Source organism: Brevibacterium sp. K72 (genome assembly GCF_050562175.1).
GTDB lineage: Bacteria > Actinomycetota > Actinomycetes > Actinomycetales > Brevibacteriaceae > Brevibacterium > Brevibacterium casei.
On record NZ_CP191582.1, the window covers coordinates 359,130 to 383,869 of the forward strand.

Here is a 24,740-nt window from a genome sequence, read left to right on the forward strand (position 1 = left end):
AGGCGATCTCCCCCTGACCGTCTTCCGCGCCGACAACCGGATGCTCCGACGGGTCGAGACCCGAGTTCTCGAGCGCAGTCGGGCCGAGAGCTAATCCTGCGGGCACCTCGGACTCTCCACCCGCAGCCTGGGACACGCGCGGAGAAGCGGGCCGTGTGCGCCGGTCCTTCCGCTTGTCGCGTCTGCGATCTGGGGTGAGAGTCATGACCTCCGTGTCCGATCCCCGAGTACGTCCTTGTGTGATCGATATTACACCCACACAGCAAATCTGTACAGATATTTGTTCGACTTTTTTAGAAATCTTTCTCCCGTTTGAATTCATTACATGATCGATAAACGAGGTTGACGCGGCAGGAGATATACGGCCCCACAGACCGGAAGTGGGGTTGTCGCTCGACGGCGGCGATACTGCCGTGCGCCGGGGGCGAGCGGACCCCCGGCCGGTGCTGGCCTGGACATTCGGACATCGCCTCACGTCCCCTCTGCGCACTCATCGCAGCTGTGGCGACTCATCGTGTTGCCGGCAGGGATGACTCGCGAGCTCCACCGGGACGCAGGCACCGGCGAGCCGAGGGTCGTCGACCTCTCTGGGCGCGCAATGTACGCGGTTACGAGGACAGCGATCCGCTCGATGGGTCGCGCGAGAGCGGACGCGCACGGAGTTGCGACCAATGACGTTTTCATGAACCATGACGGCGCGCTTCGCCGGTGACAATCCTGCCGAGGCCCCCGGACCGTCCCGGACAGCCCACCACCGCGACCGCTACGCCCCCGACCGTCCCACCGAGACCTCCGCGACGTCCCGAAACGACCCACCACCGCAGCCGCGACACCCCGGACCATCCCCGCCGAGGCGACAACACCGCCCGGTCGAACCCGGACCTCGAACTCGTTCAGGCCAGTGGCACTGGCCGATCGCCCCAACCGCTCACCGTCGGCGCGGCGCGCCCGCCTCGACGACGAATTGCCGGGACCGACCGGACCTCACGCCGCCGCCAGCGCGCCGCCAGCCCCGTCGCCGGTCCGCGCCGCCGCCGACACGCACTGCCTCAGCCGGCGCCCGGTCAGCGCCGCCTCAACCGATGTCAGTGTGCGGCTTTGACGCAGAGCACCGGGCTCTCGGCGTCGAGGATGACCTTCTGGATCGTCGACCCAAGGAGGAATTTGCCCACCGGAGTCCGCTTCCGGGTGCCGAGCACGATGAGGTCGGCCCCCACCTCGGCGGCGGTATCGAGGATCTGCTCAGCGGGATCGAGCTCACTCCCGGGAGTGAGCACCTCCCCCTTGACCCCCGCACGGGACAGCTGTTCGCGCACGGAACGGACCTCAGCCTCGGCGAGGCGATGGGAATCCCTCCGCGGATGCGAGGCGTTGACGACGACGATGTCGCTGTCGCTCTTCTGCGCCTCCCTGATCCCGGTGTCGAGGGCCGCGTGGCCGGCCGGGGTGTTGACGTAGCCCACGATGATGGTCATCGGTTCACCTTCGCATTCTCGTAGCCCGGCGTGCGCGGGCAGGGTCGGATTGTATCGCCCGGATTGTGCGGGCCGACGTTTCGTGTCGCAGCGATGTACCCTACAGCAGCGGCATGCGGCGCCCTCTGTCCGCGTGCCTGCCCCCTGACGCGTCTTCCCGCGACACCAGGGCGGACACCTGTCTCGACGGCTCTGCGGTCGCTCGTCACGAGAGTTCCTCGGGGTGGCGGAAGCGGGTGCTCGACCCGCGCACCGACCGGTTCCACAGCCACGTCACGGCCCAGAGCACCACGCCGATGCCGATGAGCGCGATCGCGATCTGGTACTGGATGAGGTCGTCGAGGCGGGCCCACGGACCGACGAGGAACGCACACGTGAACACGCCGATCCACGGCAGCACGGTCGGCGTGCGGAAGTGCTTGTGGTCGACTGTCTGCCGGCGGAGGATGAGCACCGCGACGTTGACGACGGCGAAGACCGCGAGCAGCAGCAGCGAGGTGGTTCCGCCCAGGGAGGCCGTGACGGATTCAGGCAGGATCGTCGTCACCGCGATGATGAGCGCGAACGCGATGAGTGTGGTGAAGATGATCGAGACCCAGGGGGAACGCCGGTTCCTCAGCACCTTCGCGAAGACCGGCGGCAGCACGTTCTGCTTCGCCATGCCGTAGAGGAGGCGGCTGGCCATGAGCATGTTGATGAGCGCGGAGTTCGCGACGGCGAACATCGTCATGAACGGGAAGATCGCATCGATCGGGACCCCCGGCGCACCGGCGCGGACGACGTCGAGCAGGGGCGTCTCGCTCTCGGCGAGCTGGCCGATCGGCACCGCGGCGACCGCGACGATGGACACGAGCACGTAGATGACGCCGGTGATCGAGAGGCCCGTGAGCATGATCTTTGGGAAGATCTGCGGGTCCTTCGTCTCCTCGACCATGTTCACCGAATCCTCGAACCCGACCATCGAGAAGAAGGCGAGCGCCGTGGCTCCCGTGATCGCGAGGAACACGCTCTTGTCATCGGCGGTCTCGAAGATGACGACCCGCGAGAAGTCCGCGTTGCCCGAGCCCAGCGCGAAGAACCCGACGAGGATGACGAGGAGTAGACCGGTGAGCTCGACGAGGGTGAGGACGACGTTGAACCACACGCTCTCGGCGACCCCGCGCAGATTCACTGCCGCGACGAACGCGAGGAAGCCCAGCGCGATCCACATGACCCCGCTGCCGGGAAGATCCCAGCCGAAACCGGCGACCATGTTCGCGGCGAAGACGTTCGACGCCGTCGACGCCGAGGTGATGCCCGAGCTGAGCACGGCGAACGCGACGAGGAAGGTGATGAAGTGGATCCCGAACGCCTTGTGCGCGTAGAGGGCGGCACCGGCAGCACGCGGGTACTTCGTCACGAGCTCCATGTACGAGCACGCGGTGATCATCGCGACCGCGAATGCGAGGATGACCGGTGCCCACCCGGCGCCGCCGACCTGACCGGCGACCTTGCCGGTGAGCGCATAGACGCCGGTGCCGAGGATGTCGCCGACGATGAAGAGCAGGAGCAGCTTCGGCCCCATGACCCGTTTGAGGGTCTCCGGCTGTCCCTGTCCCGTGGATCCCTCCACGGTCGTGTTCTCACTCTGACTCACGATTCCTCCGTACTCGATTCGACGACGTTGTCCCGACCGCACCCGTCCGCTCGGCGAACGGCTGCGCGATCGATCGCGCGGCCAGCATCATATCCCACCGTTCGACGCTTCGTCGGGTCTTCGGTCGGCACCTCCCGCCGAGGTTGTCCTCCCCCGACGCGTGCGCCTCACGCAGGCGTATGCCCCCATTCAACCCCAGATCAGCGAGGTTGTCGGCGTTCGAGGGCGATATATTCTCCGCCGCCTCGGCGAGGTTCTCCGACGCCTTGGGTAGGGCGGGGTTCTGCTGGGGTTCCCGTCGCCTCGGCGAGGGCAGGATCCCATCAGGACTGCCATGGGCAGGCCCCAGGGGTCAGTTGTGAGTCGTCGGTGGTCTCTGTGGTCAGTCCTCGCCGAGGAAGTCCACGTACGCGTCCTCGTGCGCCTCGAGCACCCGCATGACGTTGTCGAAGCCGAGCTTGCGCAGATCGGACTCCGACCAGCCTCGGCGGGAGAGCTCGGCGAAGAGGTTCGGGTACTGGCCGGCGTCGCCGAGCCCGATCGGCAGCTCGTCGACGCCGCAGATGTCACCGCCGATGCCGACGTGGTCGATGCCGATCCGCTCGCGCACGTAGTCGCAGTGGTCGGCGACGTCAGTCACAGTCACCTCGGGGGCGGTGCCCTTCTCCCCCGCCTCCGACCAGTCCCAGCGGTCGCGGGAGAGGAACGAGGGCACGAACGTCATCATCGCCACTCCGCCGTTCGCGGGCAGCCGGTCGAGGACGTCGTCGGGGATGTTGCGCGGGTGCGGGTTGAGGGCATGGGCGCACGAATGGCTGAAGATCACGGGCAGGGTGGTCAGCTCGAGGGACTGGTGCATGACGCTCGGCGCGACGTGGGAGAGGTCGACGATCATGCCGACCCGGTTCATCTCGGCCACGACCTCACGCCCGAACGCACTCAGTCCGTCGTGCTGGGGCGCGTCGGTCGCCGAGTCCGCCCACGAATGCGTCGTCGACCAGGTCAGCGTCATATACCGGGCTCCGGCGCGGGCGTACGAGCGCAGCATGGCGAGGGACTCGTCGATCTGCTGGCCGCCCTCGACTCCCATGAGCGAGGCGACGCGTCCGGCATCCCGGGCGGCGACCACCTCGGCGGCGGTGCGGGTGAACATCAGGCGTTCCGGGTATGCGGCGACGAAGCGGCGGACCGCGTCGATCTGCTCCCAGGTCGCGACGACCGCCTCGGCGCCGGTGATGGACGAGTGGACGTACACCGACCAGAACTGAGCGGCGACATGTCCGTCGCGGAGCTGGTCCATCGTCGTGAACGGCGAGATCTGCGGGTCGTTGAGCCCCTCGACGCTGTAGCCGCGCTCCTCGCGCAGCCACCACGCGAGGTCGTTGTGGCCGTCGAAGACGTCGATGACTGGTGGGGTTGTGTCGGGGGTGGCGGGGGCCTGGGCCGCGTCGGGGGTTCGGTCCGAGTCGAGCGTGATGGAGGTCGGGGTTGTGTCGGTCATGGGAGTCCTTTCGTGGGGTAGGGGTGTGTGGAAGTGTGTCGGGGCGGTCAACGGTCGAATCGGCGCTCGATCCACGCGGAGCCGGATTTCCGCGTCGCCCCGGACGCGGAAATCCGGCTCCGCGTGGATCGGCACTGCGTGGATGCTGAACCGCGGTGTTCATTAAGAGTCGGCGTCATCCGAGACCCGACATGATCTGCGCCGAGGCGAGGCCGAGGAACGTTCCGAGGAACGTGCCCATGAGTGCGAAGAGCACGCCGACGGGCACGAGCTGCCGGTTGAACGCCCCGGCCACCACCGGTGCCGAGGCGATTCCGCCGATGTTCGCGGTGCTCGCGACGGCGATGCTGAAGAGTTCGGTCTTCGTCAGCTTCGCGTATACGAGCATAACTGCGGCGTGGACGATGACGACGATGACGCCGGCGACGAGGTAGAGCGGCGCCTGGGTGAGCGAGGTGAAGTCGGAGCCGGCGGCGATGATGCCGATGATGAGGTAGAGCATCATCGTAGCGAGTTCGCTCGAGCCTCGGATCTGGCCGAACCGCGTCGAACCGATGATGAGCCCGAGGACGCTGACGATGAGGATCGTCCATGTCGAGGCATTGATGACCGCGCCGACCTCGGGCAGGAGATCGCCCACTTGGGCGGCGAGCGCGGAGACGAGGAGAGAGAACGCGAGCAGCCCGAAGAGGGCAGGCAGGGTCAGCGATCCTTCCTCCTCAGCATCCGCCTCGGCGACGGAGAGTTTCGACATATCGGCCTTCGTCCACCGGTTGAAGCGGTCGGAGATGCTCACCGATGAGAATATGAGGAGCAGCCAGAACGAGTAGACGACGGTGTCGACGATGAGGACGTAGCCGAAGACGTCCTCGGGCGCACGGAGGATCTCCTGGACGGCAACCATGTTCGCCGATCCGCCCGTCCATGAGGCGTTGAGCGCACCGAGCGCCTTCCACGCCTCGGGGTCGAGAGCCGAGCGGAGGATGAGGTAGGCGATGACGAAGCCGGCGATGATGCTCGCCGCGGTGACGACGAAGGTGAGAAGCAGCTTCGGCCCGAGGCGGATGATCTGTCGGATGTCGCATCTGAACAGGAGGAGCAGGATCATCGCCGGCAGCAGCGCCGAACGCAGTCCGTCCCCGACCGCGGTGACCGACTCTGTGTGCTCGAATACGCCGAAGGTGTTGAGAAGGGCCGCGATGATGTAGAGGAAGACGAAGCCGGGGACGTAGGCGAAGATGCGGAAGCGGCCGCTGCGCGCGGCGATGACGAGGCCCGCCGAGATAGCGAGCAGGACGCTGATGAAGAGGAAGCCGTCAGTGATCATGTGGTGCTTTCAGGGTCGGGGACAGGGGAAGGTCGGCGAAAGTCACGGGCACGCGAGTCGGGCACTCACGGGCACACCCACAGCCGCGGGCGATCGCCGGCAGGTGCCTCGAGGCGCACGTCGACGCCGAGCGGCGTGCTCGGGGCATCGGGATCGTGCCCGAAGCACAGTTCCGAGACGATCGGGATCCCGGCACCTCGGAGGAAGCCGAGGACGAGGTCCTCCACCTCGGCGACCGGGGCACAGTCGATCCACGATCCGAGGACGACGGCATCCGCCGCGGCGAACCAGCCTGCGCGCACGAGTTGGAGGAAGAGGTTATCGAGCCGGTAGAGCTCCTCGTCGACGTCCTCGAGCATCGCGATCTGCGGCCCGCGCTCTGCGCGCCGCTCCCGCAGCTCTGAGAACTCGGGACTGCCGAGGCCCGCTGCGACGAGGCTGAGGTTGCCACCGACGAGTCGCCCGATCGCGGTGCCCGGCACGAGCGTTCGCGCCCGGCTCACCGGGGGCGCAGGGTCCCGGGGCTCCGAGCGGCGTTCCTTCGTGTGGCGTCGGCGCTTTGAGGACGCGGAGTGTCGATCTCTGGGCTCCGAATCGACACTCAGCGTCCTGGATCTCCGACGTGAGTCGCCGCCAGAGCGCTCACCGTCCGGGAACCCGAGTTCGCGACCGCCCCAGGGCTCGAAGAGCCAGGAGGCCACCTCGTCGGCGACGACGGCGGAGTCGCGGAACGGACTGTTCCCGGGCATGGGGCAGAAGAGTGACGCGACGCCGAGGTGGTGATCCCACGCCTGATGGAGGGCGGTGACGTCGGAGGACCCGGCAAGCAGCTTCGGGCGCCCGTCTGCGCGAAGCCCGTGCCTGCTCAGATGATCGAAGTCGAGCCCGTCGATGAGCCGCATCGCTCCGTACCCGCCGCGCAGGGCGATGACCGCATCCGTGTTCGGGTCGCACCACGCGTCGACGAGGTCGGCGCGGCGCTGAGCGTCGGTTCCGGCGAGGTAGCTCACCCGCGGGTGGCGGGCTCGGACATGCTCACCGGGGGCGACGTTGAGACCCCAGGCTTCGAGTCGGGAGATCGCGCGCTGCAGCGAGTCCTCATCCGCAGGACCCGACGGTGCGATGAGACGCACGGTGTCGCCCGGGACCAGCGGCGCAGTGTCGAGGTACGGACTCCTCATGCGGCCTCGGCTCCCGCATGATCGGAAGGGCGCTGCTTAGCGACCTCAGGAGCGGCGACTCTCTGTACTGCGACGTGCGGCGCGGCGACCTCCGGCGCGGCGAGGAGCTCGCACATCCAGGCGGGGACTTCACGGGCGTGGACGAGGACTCCGTCCGCGGAGGCGGGGAGCTCTCGCGCAAAGACGACGAGTTTTCGCTCGGACGCACGCTGAGGGCCGGAGCGGACCAAACCGACGGGTCCGCGTTCGACGTTCTCTCCCTGCTCCATCACCGCCACCGTATCAGCGATGCTCCTAGCCAGCCCCGCGTCGTGGGCGAGAATGCACGCTCAACCGGAGCTTCCTATCGAGCGGCAGACAGCGGAGTGGCACCCCAGCGAAGACGGGCATCCAGCGAAGACACGCTCCTAGAGGAGGATGCGCTCCTAGAGTCTGATCCCCGTCTCCGCATCGAAGAGGTGGATCCTCTCGGGGTCCGGGTGGGCACGGACGGTCTCGCCTTTACTGGGAGCACTTTCCGTGGGCACGCGGACGACGACCAACTCCGCCTCCGGCGCATCGGCGAGCCGACCGTGGACGAACGTGTCCGCACCGAGCACCTCCACGAGTTCCACCCGCAGCCGCACGCCGTGCTCGCCCAGCCGAAGGTCCTCCGGCCGGATCCCCACCGTGATCGTGTTCCCGGAAGACGCTCTGAGCGCTGTCCTGGGAACCGGGATGATCGCATCACCGAAGACGGCCCCGGACTCCATCTTCTCCGCTTCCACGAGATTCATCGCAGGTGAGCCGATGAACCCTGCGACGAAGACATTCGCCGGTCGCGAGTACATCACGGACGGCGAGTCGACCTGCTGCAGGTGACCGTCCTTGAGGACCGCGATCCTGTCGCCCATCGTCAGCGCCTCCGTCTGGTCATGGGTGACGTAGACAGTGGTGACGCCGAGGCGCGACTGCAGCGACGCGATCTGCGAGCGCATCTGCACGCGCAGTTTCGCATCGAGGTTCGACAGCGGCTCATCCATGAGGAACACCCTCGGCTCTCGCACGATAGCCCGTCCCATCGCCACCCTCTGCCGCTGTCCGCCCGAGAGCGCCTTGGGCTTCCGGTCGAGGTACTCGCCGAGGTCGAGCAGCTCCGCGGCATCGCGGACGCGGGCTCGGCGCTGGGCCGCGGGGACACCGGCGATCTTCAGCGCGAAGCCCATGTTGTCGCCGACGCTCATGTGGGGATAGAGCGCGTAGTTCTGGAACACCATGGCGATGTCCCTCTCGTTGGGCGGGACGTCGGTGATGTCCCGGTCGCCGATGAGGATCCGCCCGTCGCTGACCTCTTCGAGGCCCGCGAGCATCCTCAGACTCGTCGACTTCCCACAGCCGGAGGGACCGACCAGGACGACGAACTCGCCGTCCTCGACGTGGAGGTCGAGTCCGTCGACCGCCGGCTTCCTGCCGGGCTGATAGACCCGGCTCGCACTGTCATAGGTCACTGTCGCCATGGTGATCGCCCTTCAAGCTCTCGTGTTCTTGCCGGTGTCCGAGGTCCGCAGCTCCTCGCCGGTTTCCGGTGTCCGCAGCCACACGGTGACAGCTCCGGGGAGCGTGCCGTCGCCGGGCAGCGCTTCGCTCGAGAGCAGAACCTCGCCGTCCGGGAGCGGCACCGGCTGCGCTCCGAAGTTCGTCACGCTGACCCAGCCGCCCGGCCGACGGAATCCGACTACATGGTCACCGAGTTCGAGCCAGTCGAGCTGCTCGCTGCCCGTCAGCTCCCTGCGCAGTCGCAGCGCATGGCGGTAGAGCCACAGAGTCGAGGACGGATCGCTCTCCTCGCGTTCGACGGAATGATCGGCGAACCACCCCGGCTGGGGCAGATGCGGCGAGACGGATCCGAAGCCGAAGGCGGGGCCCTCGGACGTCCACGGCAGCGGCACTCTGCACCCGTCGCGACCGAGCTCGACTCCGCGGCTGCGGAAGAAGGTCGGGTCCTGTCGTGCGTCGTCGGCGATATCGGGCACCTCGTGCAGTCCCAGCTCCTCGCCCTGATAGAGGTAGGCCGAACCCGGAAGGGCGAGCTGCAGCAGCGTGGCCGCGCGTGCCCTGCGCAGACCCAGAACGGCGTCGAGCTCGGGGGCGGTTCCTCCGGAGAGCAACCACTCCTTCCCCATGCGCTCGCTGTCCCCGGAGACCGGCAGACCGTAGCGAGTGGCATGGCGGACGACGTCGTGGTTGGAGAACACCCAGGTGGTCGACGATCCCGAAGCGGCCGCCAGTTCGAGGTTCGACGTGATCACGCTCCGGAACACCTCCGGGTCGAAATCCGCGCGCAGCAGATCGAAGCTGAAGGCCTGACCCAGGCCGTCCTCACCGGCATAGCGAGCCCTCCTGCCGGGGTCCACCCACGCCTCGGCGACTCCGATCAGAGGCGGATCGTAGCTGCGGAAGAGCCGCCGCCATTCCGCATAGATGTCGTGGACGTCGTCCCGGTCCCAGAGCGGATGCTGTCCGTCGTGGGGCAGGGCGTCGAGTTCGGCCTGAGTCGGCAGAGGCGTCCCTTCCGGCGGGAGGTCCTTGGCCAGACCATGGGCGACGTCCACGCGGAAGCCGTCGACTCCGCGGTCCGCCCAGAATCGCAGGGTGTCGAGGAAGTCCGCGCGCACGTCCGGACTGTTCCAGTCGAGGTCGGGCTGCTCGGGGGCGAAGTTGTGAAGATACCACTGGCCGTCGCCCACAGGCTCCCACGCGGATCCCCCGAAGATCGACGTCCAGTCGGACGGGGGCAGCTCACCGTACTCTCCGCGCCCGTCCCTGAAGAGGTAGCGGTCGCGCTCCGGGGAGCCTTTGCCTGCGGCGAGCGCCGCCCTGAACCATTCGTGCCTGTCGGAGGTGTGGTTGGGCACGATGTCGACGATGATGCGGATTCCTGCCTCATGCAGGGCCGCGGTGAGGGCATCGAAGTCGGCGAGCGTGCCGAGTCGCGGGTCGACATCGCGATAATCATCGACGTCGTATCCGCCGTCTGCGAGCGCAGAGGGGTAGAACGGGCTGAGCCAGACCGCGTCGATGCCCAGGGCGCTGAGGTAGGGCACCTTCTCGATGATCCCGACGAGATCGCCGATGCCGTTCGCGTCGGAGTCGGCGAAGCTGCGCGGGTAGATCTGGTAGACGGCGGCCTGCCGCCACCAGTCGTTATCGGCGAGGAGCGCGGTCGGTCGCGCGTGCGATTCTGATGTCTGGAGCATGGTGGGATTCGTGTCCTTTTCGTACCGGAGACGGGGTCTGGGGTCAGGCTGCGATCGTGGAGGGCTCCTCGCTGGAGCATCCGGACGGGCCGCGCTCGGCAGGCGGCGGCCGGGGGCGACGAGTTCTGATCACTTCACAGCTCCCTGCGTCACCCCGGACATCACCCAGCGCTGGGTGAAGAGGTAGACGATGACCGCCGGTGCCATCGCCATGAGGTAGGAGGAGAAGGCGACGTGGTAGTTGTTGCTGAACTGGGTCTGGAAGATCGACTGCACGACCGGAAGGGTCTGCAGACTCGGGTCGGCGATGATGAGGGAGGGCATCATGAAGTCGTTCCACGATGCGAGGAACGAGAAGATGCCGACGGTCGCGCTCATCGGCGCCAGGAGCGGAAAGACGATCCGCCAGAAGACCTGAGCCGTCGACGCCCCGTCGAGGCGGGCACTTTCCTCGAGCTCCTCCGGCAGACCGCGCAGGAACGCCGTGTAGAGCATGACGGAGAACGACAGCTGGAACAGGATGTGGAGGATGGCCACTCCGAAGGGGTTCGCGAGGCCGACCATGCCGCTCAGCTTCACCTGGGACAGCGCGAGGACCGGGAAGGGCAGGAACATCGCGGCCAGCAGGTAGAAGAACGACCAGCGGAAGACTCGGCGGTGCCAGTTCCGCGAGATCGCATACGCCGCCATGGAACTCAGAAGGATGGTTCCCACGACGGTGACTGTCGTGACGAACACGGAGATGGCGAAGGCCCGCGGGAAGTTCGTCAGCGACCAGGCCTCGATGATGCCTTCGAGACTCGGCGGAGCCGGCAGCGCGAAGGCCTCTCCGTCGACCGCTTGGGATCCCGACTTCAGCGCCATGGAGACGGTGACATAGAGAGGCACCAGCACCGTCAGCGAGCACGCAGCGAGCAGCAGGGTGAGACCGAACCCCCGACGACGCCGGCGTCGCGTTCCCGCCTTGGTGCGGTTCGCGTCGAGGCTGAGCGGTCGGGTCGGAGCGCTGGACCCGGGGATCACAGTGGGGGTTGCGGACATCAGGAGCCGGCCTTTCCGCGGGTGAGCCGCAGTTGGATGAGGGCGATGCCGACGGCGATGAGGAAGAAGACCACCGAGTTCGCCATCTGGTAGGCGTAGTCGCCGTTGTCGAAGCCGCGGAAGATCATCATCGCCACAGACCGGGTGGAGGTGCCCGGCCCACCGTCGGTGAGGCCGACGATGACGTCGTAGGAGTTGAGGAAGTTCTTGAACCCGATGACCACGTTGATGGCGATGTATCCGGCCATCAGCGGCAGCGTGATCGAGCGCAGTCGCGACCACGATGTCGCGCCGTCCAGCGCCGCCGCCTCGTAGATCTCCGCGGGGATGGAGACGAGCCCGGCGATGTAGATGAGCATGGCTGAGGGCACCGCCTGCCAGGCCGTGACGATGACGATCGAGACCCATGCGAGGTTCGGGTCGGTGAGGATGCTCTCCTCGAGGAACCCGATCCCCCAGGCCGACGCTGCGGCCGGAACGGTGCGGGAGAAGAGGAAGTTGAAGACGAATGCGATGATGATCCCCGACAGCACCATCGGCAGGACGAACACCGCCCGCAGCGCATTCTTGGCACGGATCCGCGAGGTCAGACCGATCGCCAGGAGCAGGGCGATGACGTTGACGAGGATCACGGTGACCACTGCGATGCCGATCGTGAAGCCGTACGCACCGAGGATGGCGGGATCGCTGAAGAGCACGGCGTAGTTGGTGAAGCCGACGAAGTTCCACTCCCCGAAGCCGATCGAGTCGGTGAAGCTGAAGAAGATGCCCATCACCGCGGGAACGGTGAGCGCCAGGGTGAAGGCGACCACTGCGGGCAGCAGGAAGAGGAGGTGGACGGCATCGGGGCCGCGTCTGCGACGACGCGCGGGGCGTCGGTCTCCGGTCCGGGTGTCTGTGGTCATCGTGGTCCTCATCGTTGGAATCGGTTCATGACCGGCGGGCCAGTCTGGCCCAGTCGTTGTCGAGGGTCGTGAGAACCCCTTCGAGATCAGCGCCGAGCACGAGGCCCTGCATGTAGTTCTCGAACGGGATCGTGCGGGGAATGGCTGTGGACACCCCCTGGTAGAAGTCACCGCGGTCGACGAACGGCTGCATCTCCACTAGCCGCTCATCGGTGACCGGCGGTGCATCGTCGCGCACGCCGAAGCCGAGGTTCTCCGCGTTGTACGCGTCCTGAACCGCGGGGTCGAGCAGGTAGGAGGCGAGCTCCCGTGCCCCGACCGGGTTCTGTGCGGCTTCGGGGATCCAGAGCGCGAGGTCGATGTTGACGCGCACCCTGAGGTCGTCCCTGTCTTCGGTCATCGGCAGCGGGAAGGTCCCGATGTCGAGGTCGGGATCGGTCTTGGCGATCTCGCCGAGCGCCCACGGACCGTGCAGATACATGGCGCCCTCCCCTCGGGCGAAGGCGAGGTTGCCGTCGCCGTATCCCAGACTCGCCGCGTTCGGATTCGAGTAGGCGGCGAGCTCGAGCATCTTCGACAGCGGGTCGTAGAAGTCCTTGCTGAAGGACACCGGGGCGGTCGGGCCGAGGTCGTCGCCCTGTTCCCGCAGCTGTGCGAAGAATTCGGCGACGTTGAGCCCGCCGCCGAGGCTGTAGTCGGCGAGTCCCTGCGACACGGTCCACGCATCGGCGTAGGTGCTGATGAGCGGCGTTACGCCGGCGTCCTGGAACGTCCCGCACGCGTCGAGCAGCTCGCTCCACGTGCCAGGGACCTCGACGTCATGCCGGTCGAACAGTTCACGGTTGTAGAGGACTGAGGCCGCCATGAGGGAATAGGGGATGACGCTGGTTCGCCCGGGGTAGACGGGGTACTGATCGACGAGGTCCTGGACTCTCGGCGCCACGGCTGCCGCCTCGGGAAGGTCGGAGAGGTCCGAGAGCGCTCCGCGCTCCTGGAAGCGCGCCATCTCGAAGTTGTAGTTGAGACATCCGAGGTCGGGCGGCGCCCCGCGGGCGAAGCCCCCAGAGAGGTTGGACGCGGTGTCGTGGACGGCACGGGGACCGGTGCCATCGGCGTTGAAGACGCGGACGAGTTCGCGGAAATAGGGGATGGCCTCGGGCTTCGACTGGTAGAGCGTGACGTCCGACCGGCTGGTCGAACCGTCGGAGCATCCACTCAGCGACAGCAGGGTGCCTGCTGCGGCGGTGGCGAGGAAGCCGCGTCGCGTTGCGCTCACACGCTGAGGATCGGCCGGTGATCGGGACACGTCGTTGTCTCCTGATGGTCGGATGCTTAGTGCTGTTTCTATAGCGCTTAAATATACCTCCTCAATTAATTAAATCAAGGGGTCTCACTGAACAATCAGGAGAACTCTGAACACGCAAGCGGACCATGAAAGCAGGAGGTCGTCGAGGAAAACGCAGTCCGGCACTCAGTCGGCGAGTCGTGCGCGCAGGGTCTCGCGGACGGCTTCGAGCGCGACGACGATGGCTCCCTCCACCACGGCGTCGGTGCCCAGCGCTGAGGGGATGATCCGCACCGGCATCGGCGCGTAGTCCCCCACCCGCTCCTCTGCCCGCTGCAGCAGGACCTCGTCTTCGAGCGCCGTGGCCCCACTGATGACCACCACCTGCGGGTTGAGCAGGCTCGACAGTGTGGCGACGACCCGTGCCAGTCGGTCGGACAGATCATCGACGAGGCGCAGCGCCGCCGGTCGCCCTTCCGCGGCCTGCGCGATGAGTTCGTGGGGGTCCAGGGGCAGCGGTGCGTCGTCGGACAGTTCGACATTCGCCTGCTCGGCCCATGTCCGAGCGAGCCGACCCAGCCCTTCGGTCGAGCGCACGCCCTCGACGTGCTCGAGGTAGACCATCTCGCCGGCTCCGCCGCGGGCGCCGGTGAGAAGGTGCCCTCCGTCGACGATGCCTGCGCCGAACCGCTCTCCGGCCAGGAGCACGACGAAGTCGCCGGCGGGATCGACGGTGCCGGCGTCGCGTTCGGCGATCGCCGCGAGGTTGGCGTCGTTGTGGACCGCGACCGCCCAATCGAGGTCGCGCAGCACTTCCTTGAGGTCGACTTCGACTTCACGCCAGAACGGGTCCTCCATCGCCATCGACCCCTCGGCGGCGATCGGCGCGGCGAAACCGAAGCAGACAGTCCGCACCTGCTCGTGGTCCGCCTCCGCCGCGGCAAGCGCCTCATCGATGGCGGCGCGCACCTGCACCGCGCGACTCCGGGACAAGTCGTCGGCGAAGCGGATGCGGGCTCCGCCCAGGCGGCGGCCGGTCACATCGGCCACGGCCACAGTCGCCGAATTCAGACCCGCGTCGACCCCGACGCAGAGGGCGTCGCGCGACCGCGGGAAGAATCGCTTGCCGGGACGGCCGGCGCCGCTTTGCCTGTCGGGCGGTCCCTGAACGATGAGGCCGCGCCGCTGCAGGTCGTCGCACTGGGCGAGCACCGTGGCTCGCGTGAGTCCGGTCTGGGAGATGAGCTCGTTCGTCGACAGCCCTTCGAGCGGGTCGCCGGCCCAGAGCCGGTCGAGCACGAGGCGTTCGTTCCACTCGCGCACGGTGTGCCGCGGCCCTTCTTCCGCCGAGGCGAACCGATGTCCGAACGGCTGCCCTCTCTCCGTCGTCACCATCACCTCAGAGTAACCGGTCGCGAGACGATGGACGGCCGGGCGCCCGCCGATGTCGACCTCCGCCCGGCTGGGATCGCGCGGTGAAGGGGTGCCGAGCGGATCAGAGCGGCTCGATCTTCGGTTCTCCCGCCTCGGCGAGGATCTCCGCAATCGTCTGTCCGCGCCGGATGAGGAAGAAGTCGACCCTCTCGCCGAGGTTGTCCGACCCGAGGCCGCTCGCATCGGTCTCGGATGACGTCCGATACCCGTAGACGGGCACCCGCGGAAGGAGGTTGTAGGAGAACGGATTCGAGAAGTAGTACGCCCCGGTGTCGGGGACGACGATGAGGTCGCCGGCGTCGAGCCGCGGCAGGAGGCGATCCTCGGCGAGGAGGTCGCCGGCGAAGCACGCCGGTCCGGCGACGTCGGTGTGGACGAGTTCGGGCCCTTCGGCGTGACCGACGGACGTGGGCTTCGGCATGCCGTCGGGCGCGAACGGGAGGATGCGCACGGGCCAGTCGGCGGGGGCATACGCGGTGCGGGTGGCCACCTGGACGCCCGCGTGCGTGATGGCGATGCGCCGACCACCGGTCGTCTTCGCGTACTCGACGCGGGTGAGGATGCTGCCGGCCTTCGCCAGCAGCGAGCGGCCGAACTCGGTGACGATGTCGAAGTCGAAGAGCTCGGGCACTCTCGCCTCGATCGCCGCACGGTAGTCCGCGAAGGTCGGGGTCACCTCGTCGCCGAAGAAATTCACCGGCAGACCGCCGCCGATGTCGATGCGCGTGACCTGTCGGGGGTCGGTGTCTCCGTGACGATCGCCCTCCCCGACGCTCTCGCCGGCATCCGCCGTGCAGGCATCCGCCGTGCCCGCGTTGATCTCGCGGGCGAGGTCGACGACCGCGGCGATCCCCTCAGCGGCCTGGTCGAGACCGATGCCCTGCGATCCCGAGTGGACATGGATCTGCGTCAGCCATGGACGGGCACGGTAGGCGTCGACGATCGCCTGACGTGCGCCGGGATCGGCGAGACCGATGCCGAACTTCGACGTCGATGTCGCCGTGCTCATTGCGCCGATCTCACCGATCCCCGACTGCGGATTGATGCGGATGCCGATGACCGACTCGGTGCCCGCGTCGACGAGACGGTCGAGGCGCTCGAGCTCCTCCCAGCTGTCGACGTTGATGGACACGCCCAAGCTGAGTGCGCGTCGCAGCTCGCTCTCCGTCTTCGCCGGCGAATCGAAGACGATCCGGTTCGGCGCGAACCCGGCGGTGAGCGCCGATTCGAGTTCTCCGGGGCTCGCCACCTCGCAGCCGGCACCGCTCTCGGCGTAGTACCGGAGCAGGGGGAGCAGGGGCACCGCCTTGCACGCCACCGCGTGGAGAACCTCCGTGTCGGTGTCGAACGCGGCCCTGAGCTCAGCGAACGCCTCGGCGACGTGGTCGAGGTCGATGAGTCCGAGCACCGGCTCACTGTCGGTGAGTGCGGGTACGGCGGCGGACTCGTGTGCGGCTGCGATGGCGGCGACTGCTCGTTCCCGACTCGCGGTGAGCTTCGTGCCTCTGCCTCGTCTCTCGTGCATTCCGTCCTTCGCGCTCGTACTGTCGTCATTCGAGGAACCCGGTCCCGACAGGGTGCCGCTCCCCTCTCATCATGGCAGTTCCCTCACACATTGCGCAGTTGGACGGGCACGGACTTCCACCACCAGCCCGATCCGCGATGCCAGGTGCCGGTCTTCTGCAGGAAGCCCTCGACCTCGGTCCGCACGGCGTGACTCGGGTACTGGATCTCGAGGACGGCGCCCTGACAGCGTTCGACGACGAGGACCTCGGCGTCAGCGATCGCAGGGAACTCGGATCGGACCTGCTCGACCGTCCGGACAGACGGCACGTCGGCGCAGCGGACCTTCGAGGGGACATTGTCGTAGACGACGTCCTGGAACTCGAACGACGACAGCACCCGACCGCACGCGAACGTGCCGATGACGACCGTGGCAGCCGCACCGGCGACGACGATGCCGATCCGCCTCAGCACGGTCCTACGCGAGATGGTCGCCCGCCTTCATCGATCGTTCCGCAGGCATGCCACTGTCAGTGCCGGGCGAAGCAGCAGGACCTGTGACCGGCGGTTCGTCGGCGACCGGCACAGCCGTCGTCTCCCTCAGCCGGACGGTGAGCAGACGATTGACCTTGATGAGGACGATGAGTCCGACCACGAGGATCCCCAGCCCGAGCACCGTGACAGCGACATAGATCAGGGAGATGAGCAGACCCACGATTCCCATCGACACATCCAGGTTCATTCTCGCGACTCCTCGCCTCGGGCGGCCGTGCCGCCGCTCGCTTCCGGGCACGCTCGGATCGCGGCCCGAGCATTCACTCTGCCGTGCACATGGGGTCCGTGTCATCGCACGAAAGGATGAGATCGCCGAGGTTGTGCGACCGTTTCCGCTCGCCCCGTCAGTGTCCGCTCGCCCCAACAGTGTCCGCTCGCCCCGTCTCAGTCCAGGAAGCAGGGCCTCCGGCTCATTCCGGGGAGTGGAACTTGAACTGCACAGCGCGGATGACGACCTGCGCAAGGTTCTTCGCCCCGAGTTTGATCCGCAGGTTCCGGGCATGACTCTTGACCGTGTGGACGGTGACGAACTGTCGCGCCGCGATCTCCGAGTAGTCGAGTCCTTCGCAGATCTGGCGCAGGAGGGTGAGCTCCGCCTCGGTGAGTGCCGGAGCGTTGGCCGGGACATCGGGAACGCTGTCGCCGCTGACGAGGATGTCCTCGGCGAGCGTTCGGAGCAGCTCGGGCGAGTCCCCCTCGAGGGCCGCCTCGGCGACGCGGATGAGCTCCGCATCGGAGGCGGACTTGCTCACGGCCGCGAGCGCACCGGCCTCGAGCGCTCGGGCGAGGCCGGGCCCGGGCGCCACCGTGGTGAGGAGGACGATCGTCGCCGAGGGGTCGAGCCCGATGATCTCCTGCGTCGCATCCACCCCGCTCATCCCCGGAGGCATGTTGACGTCCATGAGCACGAGGTCGGGCCGGTGCGCAGCGTAGGCCGCGACCGCCACCTCACCGGAATGCTGCGGGTCGAGGACGTCGAACGACCCGGAGTCCCGGAGCGCAGCCGCAACCGCCCGCGTCGTCCATTTGTCGTCATCGACGATGAGCACCGAGGCGGCCGGTCGTTCCGTGGACGCCGCAGTCTGTGCGGCTCCAGTCTCTGCGGCTCCGTTCCCGGCGGAGGCGTTCACGCCCTGCGGCCTTCGAGGCGACGGTGGGAGTGCCCGGCGTGCACCGTGGTTCCGGAGCCTGCCGGCCCGGCGGAACCGACCGGCCCCGCGTCACCGACCGTCACGGCATCGGCGGCAGTGCCTGCATGGCCGACAGTCCCGGGAAGCGCCGCACCGGCCACAGAGGCGCTGTCGCCCTGCGCGGTCGGACTCAGCTCGCCGGGGGTCGCCTGCGACGCCGCGGCGAAGTCGTCCCTGACCGGCACCGCCTCGGTCGCGATCTCGGAGTCGATCTCCGTCGCGACGAGTTCGAGCGGGTGGGTGACGGTGACGACGACCCGGCCCTGCGGGTCCGCGCTCACGGTGCAGGATCCACCGACCGCCTCGGCGCGGGTGCTCAGGGACCGCGGCACCTCGGTGAGCGGGGCGTCGGCGGAGTTGACGCTCGTGTAGCGGACCACGACCCGTGTCGGCGTCGCCTGTTCGGCGGCGACGGCGATCGTCGAGGCTGTTCCCGGGGTCGCGTAGCGGATGACATTGGTGGCGAGTTCGAGGATGAAGCCGGTGAAGTGCGTGCCGACCGCGGGAGAGGCATGTTCGGGCAGGGCACCGACGGTCGTCGACAGCCGCACTCCCCCGGCGGCCGTGCCGTCCTCGATCGCGGAGACGAGCAGTCGAGCCTCGGCGCGGAGTCCGACGTGCGCGCTCTCGGGAGCGTCCGCGCGCAGGCGTGCGACGAGCTGCCGCAGGCGCTTCGTCGCCTCGGCGTTGACCAGAGCGAGTTCGGTGATCATCCGATCCGCGCCCGGCGCGTGGGGCGCCCGGCCGAGAGTCCTGATGATCGCTGCCTCGGTGCACAGGGAGTGGGAGATAGTGTCATGGGTGTCGCTCGTGAAGCGCATCCGCATCGTCTCGAGCGCTCGCGCGTTCTCGCGGGCCGCCTGCTCGCGGCGAGTGATCTCACGTTGGATCCGACGCTCGACGAACCCTGCGGCGACGCCGACGAGGCAGGTCGTCAGCCATCCGTAGCCGAGGTCGATGAGGCCGGGCACACCACCGTCGAGACCGTTCTGCGCCGTCGCCGCGACCTGGTACGCGAGGAGCGCGAGCGTCCCTGCACCGGCCGCCCACCAGAGCATATAGCTGAAGAGCACGGCCGTGGCGAGGATGAGCGCCTCGGTGGACATGTTCTCGAAGTCGGGGTACTGCCAGAGGAAGACCCCGCTGAGGGCCGCCGAGGCGACGACGACGCTCAAGGGAAGGAACGGCGCGACGACGATGAGCACGTAGGCGGCCGCGGTGAGAGCGACGTAGAGCGGTTCGTCGAGCTCGAAGGCGCCCGGCACGAAGGCCGTCAGCCCCATGACGAGAGCGAATGCGCGCAGCGGCAGGTCGACGAAGCGCGGACCGCGGAGGAACCGCCACACGGCGGAGCCTCGGCCCTCGGGTCTGTCCACGGTGGTCGCACGCATGACTACCATTGTCCTCCATCCGCGCCGATTTCGCGCAGGGTTCAGCGATTCCGGGCCCCTGGTCCCGCCGACGGCCGTCCGGATCCGACGTCCCTCACCTCCCGGAATGCGGTGAGGAGGACTCCCGTCGCCTTCGCGGGCAGCGTCCGTCCGATCGCCGCGTCGGACCCGCCCGATCGCCACCTCCGCGGGCAGCGTCCGCCCGCTCGCCGCGTCGGACCCGCCCGACCGCCGCCTCCGCGGCCTCCGCGGGCAACTCCCGTCGAGGCAGATGACCCCACATGCGAACGCGAACGACCCTGCCCGCCCCGACCCGGAATCCGGGTGCGGTGGCGAACAGGGTCGTCGGTGGTGCGGGGTGCGGCGGTGCCGGAGACCTCAGCCGAGGATCTCGGCGAGTCCCGCCTCGATGACGTCGAAGGCGTCGCCCAGCAGCTCATCGGAGATCGTCAGCGGCGGGAGGAAACGGAGCACATTGCCGAAGGTGCCCGTCGTGAGGACGAGGACGCCGTTCTTCGCGCAGTACGCCGCGAGCTCCTTGACGAGTTCGGGGTTGGGCTCGATCGAGTCGCGCTTGACGAACTCGGCGGCCACCATGGCACCGCGGCCGCGGATGTCGCCGATCTCCGGGTAGGTGCTCTGGAGCTTGACGAGACGATCGGTGATGAGCTCGCCGATCTCGGTCGCCCGCTCGAGCAGTCCGTCGTTCTCGTACGCTTCGATCGCGCCGAGCGCCGCCGCACACGCGGTTGGGTTGCCGCCGTAGGTGCCGCCGAGGCGACCCGGGCCGACCGAATCCATGATCTCCGCGCGACCGGTGACAGCCGAGAGCGGCAGACCGCCGGCGATGCCCTTCGCGGTGGTGATGAGATCGGGGACGATCTCCTCCCACTCCGAGGCGAACATCTTGCCGGTGCGGGCGAATCCGGCCTGGACCTCGTCAGCGACGAAGACGATGCCGTTCTCGCGGGCGAAGTCGACGAGCGTGGGCAGGAAGCCCTCGGCGGGGACGATGAAGCCGCCCTCACCCTGGATCGGCTCGATGACGATCGCGGCGACGTTCTCGGCCCCGATCTGCTTCTCGATCATCGTGATGACGCGCTTGGCAGCGTCCTCACCGCTGACCTTCGTGCCCGCCGCGTCGTTGTCGCGGAACGGGTAGGACATCGGGGCGCGGTAGACCTCGCCGGCGAAGGGGCCGAAGCCCGCCTTGTACGGGTGGGCCTTCGCCGTCATCGCCATCGTCAGGTTCGTCCGGCCGTGGTACGCGTGGTCGAAGACGACGACGGCGTCCCGGCCGGTGTGGGCACGGGCGATCTTCACGGCGTTCTCGACCGCCTCGGCGCCCGAGTTGAGCAGGACGGTCCGCTTCTCGTGGTCACCGGGGGTGAGCCGGTTGAGCGCCTCGGCGACCTCGACGTAGCTCTCGTACGGATTGACCATGAAGCACGTGTGGGTGAAGGCCTCGAGCTGCTCGGTCGCGGCCTTGACGACGCGGGGGTTCGAGTTGCCTGCGGTGGTCACGGCGATGCCGGAGCCGAGGTCGACGAGCTGGTTGCCATCGACATCCTTGACGATGCCCCCGCCTGCGGCCACGATGTAGGCCGGCAGGCTCGATCCGACACCGGTCGCGACGGCACTTGAGCGTCGCGCCTCGATCTCACGGGACTTCGGTCCCGGGATCTCGGTGACGATCTTGCGTTCCTGCGGCAGAGCTTCGCCGCCAATCTCCAAAGCTGTCATAACGGGAAGAATAGAGCGTGACGACGGTTCTTGTCATTCTCAGTCCGTCAGGTGGGCAGAACGCGCATTCAGGGCCGCCCAGAAGTACTGATTCCGTCGTCACCGCGACGTCATTCTCAGCGTCATCCGGGAGTCCCGCCAGGTCCCCTGAGCACGCAGGATTCCCTTCGCCGAGGTGGCCGACCGTCCGATCGGGACGTTCCCCGCCGCAGACGCCCGGTCCGGCGGGTCTCAGCGGTGCTGATTCCGCATGTCGACGTCCCGGTTCCGTCCGGGCAGGGTCCGGTCGTGTCCGCGCTCGGGGGCGACGATGATCTCCTGCGCTCCCGCCACGGTGCCGCTCTCGCCGAGGTCGACGCTCAGCGGGGCATCGGCGGCGACGGTGCGCTTGATGACCGCGAGCCCGATCGGGCCGAGTTCATAGTGCTGAGCGACCGAGGTGAGGACGCCGACGGGACGGTCGGATCCGCGGACTGCGGCGAGCACCTCGGCGCCGGGATCGGGATGGATGTGCCCGGATCCGTCGAGGTGGACGAAGACGAGGCGCCGAGGCGGCTGTCCGAGGTTGTGGACGCGGGCGACGGCCTCCTGACCGCGATAGCAGCCCTTCGCGAGGTGGACCGAAGTGCGCAGGAGATCGAGCTCGCCGACGAGGGACTTGTGGTCGATCTCATTGCGCCCCGGCCTCCACGCGGCGACCCGCAGGGCCTCCCAGGAGTCGAAGCCGGCCATCCGGAAGTCGTTCGCCGAGGCGGTCGCCAGGTCCTCGCGGGCGACGATGCCGATGACGAACGGGGTCTCGAGACCGGGGTGGTCGGTGCCGGCGACACCCTGACCGAGGTCGACCTCGGCGTACGAGGCCGAACCCGAGCCGATGTGCGGCCACGGGTCCGACCAGACCTGGGTGACGGGCAGGGATTCGGGCAGGGCGCGGATCGCACCGATGGTCTGGAAGTCCTCGCTGACGTCGGCGATCTCGACGCGCATCATGAAGACCATGCGGCGGAGGAACTCGAGCGTCTCGTCGGTGCGGAGGTCGCTGAGCGCCCAGAGCGCGTCACCGTCGTCGATGAGGCGCAGCCAGCCCTCGATGCGTCCGTTGGGGTCAAGGACGAGAGTCTCCGTCGAGACGCCGGGGGCCAGGGTGTCGATCTTCTGCGTCGTGATCGAGTTCAGCCACGTCAACCGGTCCGCCCCGGTGAGGCGCAGCACGCGGACGTGGGGCAGGTCGACGATCGCCCCGCGTTCGGCGAGCGCGCGCTGTTCGCGCAGCGGTTCGCCGTAGTGCATCGGGGTCTGCGCGAGGTCACCCGTGCCGAAGACCGCGGACGAACTCAGCGGTCGGGACAGGGACGACGGTCGCGGCGGGGCCGCCTCGGCGGGCGAGGATCCAGGGGTCCCCGGCGCACCCGCGGGAGAGCCCGGGGACGTCTCGGCGCCGGTCGGGGCATCGGGGTCCGGTGCGGTGGTCCCGGTCATCTCAGCTGAGCTTCTTCAGCCTCGCCGAGGAGTGGGTGGCGAGTTCGTGGCCGAGGGCGGCCATGTCCCACGCCCACATCAGCTCGCCGCCGACGAGACCGTACATGCGGGTCGACGCCGTGTACTCCTTCGCGGTCTTCGTCCTGGCCACGACGTCGGTGCTCAGGTCGATGCGCGGGCCCTTGACGTAGCCGGCGTAGAGCTCCATGACACCGTGAGGGTGGACGATCTCGGCTTCGATCTCGAAGGCGTCGTCGTTCGTCCGCAGGGTCTCGACCGCCGCCGCCGAGGTGAAGCTCGGCTCCTCGGTGGGCACGAGCATCCCTGGTCCGACGTCCCCGGCGTCGCGCGGACGCACGAGCTGCCAGATCCCGGTCTCCAGGGTCAGGGTCGAGTCGAGTTCGCCGTCCTCGGTGAGCAGCCACGCGTGCGCGTTGTACTGGAGGTACGGGGTGCCCGGGTGCGCGACGAATTCGATGCGCTGGCCGAACTGCTTCTCAGGGGTGTCGGCGTATCCGACGACGCCGACGCCTTCCCACGAGCCGATGAGCCACGAGAGGGGAACGAGTTCCGGGTTGACTGAGGCGTCGATCTCGATCATGGGTATCAGCGATTGACCACGATGAGGGACTTGACGACCTTGTAGGCGACACCTGCTGCGCCGAGCGCGGCGATGCCGACGAGACCGGAGAAGACAATTTCGAGCAGAACGAGGTTTTCTTCCATGCCGCTCAGTCTACAGTCCGAGCCCTGACGTGCGACAACCGTCCGGGAGCCGGGCGGCGGCTCAGCGGCGGCCTCCCACATGTTCGTGCCGCGCCGCCCGGCGGCAACCCTCCGGACGCTGAGCAACCCTGCGGCGAAGGGCGTGCTTGCCGGCAACCTTCCGGGCGCTGGGCAACCGTGCGCCAGGTTGCCGAGCGCCCGGGAGGTGGCTGAGAGACGAGTGGTTTGCCCAGAGGGTTGCCGAGCGCCCGGAGGGTTGCTGAGAACGGAGGGTTGCTCAGAGGGCGATGCGCTCGAGGGCGTAGACGACGACGCCGCCCAGGGCGATGGGGGCCGCGCCGAGGGCGAGCTGGACCGCGAAGCTGCGGGCCTTCTCGACGTTGCGCTTGAGTTCGATGTTCTGCGAGAGCTCGAGGTTCGCCGCCTGGTACTGGGCGTAGGCGATGAGGCCGAGCATCCGGTCGACCCCGGCGACGAGCAGACCCATGACGGCGCCGAGGATGAGCGCGATCGGCCACGTGAAGCTGCTGTCGAGGATGATCACGGACATGATGCCCGCGACCGCCGTCGACATCGCCACCGCGAGCGGGGAGGTGTAGATCGCCGGCCACGGCAGCGCCGTCATGCACTGGGCTGCGATGATCGCGACGAGGCCGACGACGATCGCCTCCTTGTCCCCGGGCACGGTGGCCGCCGCGACCCAGGTGCTCGCGGAGAGCACGATGACGACGCCGGCGACCTGCGCGGAGACGTTGGCGACCGCATCCGAGGCGCCCATGCCGCGGGTGAGGTTCTGCACGAAGGTCCACAGCAGCCCGAGGCCGGCGAGGACCGGAAGCCAATCGAGGTAGGGCGCGGTGTCGTCCTGCCACGCGGCGAAGAGTCCCGCGAGGCCGAAGAGCGCGAGCATGATCGAGGTCGCCCGCGGCTGCGGGGAGTCGGTGAGGCGCGGCCAGCCGTAGGAGACGCCCAGGACGATGAGTCCGGTCGCGATCACGAAGAGCGTGTAGCCCCAGTACACCGACCCGCTCAGGGCGACGGCGAGGGCAAGCGCGACTGCTACTCGAATCCATCTGATCACTCATCTATCGTGCCCTATCGCCCCCACCGGCGACGATTCGTGAAACGCCGC

The 24,740-nt window shown here is 68.0% G+C and carries 20 protein-coding genes; all 20 read right to left on the bottom strand.

The window, feature by feature from the left end:
* Positions 1-1,085: 1,085 nt before the first annotated feature.
* Positions 1,086-1,475 (bottom strand): universal stress protein, encoded by a 390-nt coding sequence (locus ACQ1RG_RS01655; RefSeq protein WP_063250040.1) that lies wholly within the window; start codon positions 1,473-1,475, stop codon positions 1,086-1,088.
* Positions 1,476-1,680: 205 nt separating this feature from the next.
* Entirely contained in the window at positions 1,681-3,111 is a 1,431-nt protein-coding gene (locus ACQ1RG_RS01660) for an APC family permease (protein WP_009380471.1), read from the bottom strand.
* A 382-nt stretch (positions 3,112-3,493) separates the two neighbouring features.
* On the bottom strand, positions 3,494-4,612 hold the full coding sequence (locus ACQ1RG_RS01665; RefSeq protein ID WP_009380470.1) for a dipeptidase: 1,119 nt from the start codon (positions 4,610-4,612) through the stop codon (positions 3,494-3,496).
* A gap of 175 nt (positions 4,613-4,787) precedes the next feature.
* Complete coding sequence (locus ACQ1RG_RS01670) at positions 4,788-5,939, bottom strand: DUF819 domain-containing protein (RefSeq protein ID WP_009380469.1); 1,152 nt, start codon at positions 5,937-5,939, stop codon at positions 4,788-4,790.
* 65 nt (positions 5,940-6,004) lie between these two features.
* On the bottom strand, positions 6,005-7,120 hold the full coding sequence (locus tag ACQ1RG_RS01675; protein WP_009380468.1) for a S66 peptidase family protein: 1,116 nt from the start codon (positions 7,118-7,120) through the stop codon (positions 6,005-6,007).
* A gap of 425 nt (positions 7,121-7,545) precedes the next feature.
* Positions 7,546-8,616, bottom strand: coding sequence for an ABC transporter ATP-binding protein (locus tag ACQ1RG_RS01680; protein WP_009380466.1), 1,071 nt, complete (start codon positions 8,614-8,616; stop codon positions 7,546-7,548).
* 12 nt (positions 8,617-8,628) lie between these two features.
* A complete protein-coding gene (locus tag ACQ1RG_RS01685) occupies positions 8,629-10,356 on the bottom strand; it encodes a glycoside hydrolase family 13 protein (RefSeq protein ID WP_009380465.1) in 1,728 nt (575 codons plus the stop codon).
* A gap of 129 nt (positions 10,357-10,485) precedes the next feature.
* Positions 10,486-11,397 (bottom strand): carbohydrate ABC transporter permease, encoded by a 912-nt coding sequence (locus ACQ1RG_RS01690; protein ID WP_009380464.1) that lies wholly within the window; start codon positions 11,395-11,397, stop codon positions 10,486-10,488.
* Positions 11,397-12,302, bottom strand: coding sequence for a carbohydrate ABC transporter permease (locus ACQ1RG_RS01695; RefSeq protein ID WP_009380463.1), 906 nt, complete (start codon positions 12,300-12,302; stop codon positions 11,397-11,399). Before ACQ1RG_RS01695 ends, ACQ1RG_RS01690 begins: the two co-directional genes overlap by 1 nt.
* A 25-nt stretch (positions 12,303-12,327) precedes the next feature.
* The gene (locus ACQ1RG_RS01700; protein WP_100227528.1) at positions 12,328-13,578 is read right to left on the bottom strand and encodes an ABC transporter substrate-binding protein; all 1,251 of its coding nucleotides are present in this window, start codon (positions 13,576-13,578) and stop codon (positions 12,328-12,330) included.
* Positions 13,579-13,773: 195 nt separating this feature from the next.
* A complete protein-coding gene (locus tag ACQ1RG_RS01705; protein ID WP_164672065.1) occupies positions 13,774-14,979 on the bottom strand; it encodes an ROK family transcriptional regulator in 1,206 nt (401 codons plus the stop codon).
* Positions 14,980-15,082: 103 nt separating this feature from the next.
* Positions 15,083-16,546, bottom strand: a complete 1,464-nt coding sequence (locus ACQ1RG_RS01710; RefSeq protein WP_009380458.1) for an Orn/DAP/Arg decarboxylase 2 — start codon at positions 16,544-16,546, stop codon at positions 15,083-15,085.
* Positions 16,547-16,629: 83 nt separating this feature from the next.
* Complete coding sequence (locus ACQ1RG_RS01715) at positions 16,630-16,998, bottom strand: hypothetical protein (RefSeq protein ID WP_009380457.1); 369 nt, start codon at positions 16,996-16,998, stop codon at positions 16,630-16,632.
* A gap of 4 nt (positions 16,999-17,002) precedes the next feature.
* A complete protein-coding gene (locus ACQ1RG_RS01720; RefSeq protein WP_009380456.1) occupies positions 17,003-17,266 on the bottom strand; it encodes a hypothetical protein in 264 nt (87 codons plus the stop codon).
* Positions 17,267-17,489: 223 nt separating this feature from the next.
* A complete protein-coding gene (locus ACQ1RG_RS01725; RefSeq protein WP_009380455.1) occupies positions 17,490-18,209 on the bottom strand; it encodes a response regulator transcription factor in 720 nt (239 codons plus the stop codon).
* A complete protein-coding gene (locus ACQ1RG_RS01730; RefSeq protein WP_009380452.1) occupies positions 18,206-19,660 on the bottom strand; it encodes a sensor histidine kinase in 1,455 nt (484 codons plus the stop codon). Before ACQ1RG_RS01730 ends, ACQ1RG_RS01725 begins: the two co-directional genes overlap by 4 nt.
* A gap of 378 nt (positions 19,661-20,038) precedes the next feature.
* The gene (gene gabT, locus ACQ1RG_RS01735) at positions 20,039-21,403 is read right to left on the bottom strand and encodes a 4-aminobutyrate--2-oxoglutarate transaminase (RefSeq protein WP_040342350.1); all 1,365 of its coding nucleotides are present in this window, start codon (positions 21,401-21,403) and stop codon (positions 20,039-20,041) included.
* Positions 21,404-21,634: 231 nt separating this feature from the next.
* On the bottom strand, positions 21,635-22,882 hold the full coding sequence (locus ACQ1RG_RS01740; RefSeq protein ID WP_009380446.1) for a YgfZ/GcvT domain-containing protein: 1,248 nt from the start codon (positions 22,880-22,882) through the stop codon (positions 21,635-21,637).
* A gap of 1 nt (position 22,883) precedes the next feature.
* Positions 22,884-23,483 carry an FABP family protein gene (locus ACQ1RG_RS01745; protein ID WP_009380443.1) on the bottom strand — a complete coding sequence of 200 codons (600 nt, stop codon included), beginning with the start codon at positions 23,481-23,483 and terminating at the stop codon, positions 22,884-22,886.
* Between the two features lie 402 nt (positions 23,484-23,885).
* Positions 23,886-24,689: an ammonia permease gene (locus tag ACQ1RG_RS01750; RefSeq protein WP_100227527.1), complete on the bottom strand. Its 804-nt coding sequence runs from the start codon at positions 24,687-24,689 to the stop codon at positions 23,886-23,888.
* Positions 24,690-24,740 lie beyond the last annotated feature (51 nt).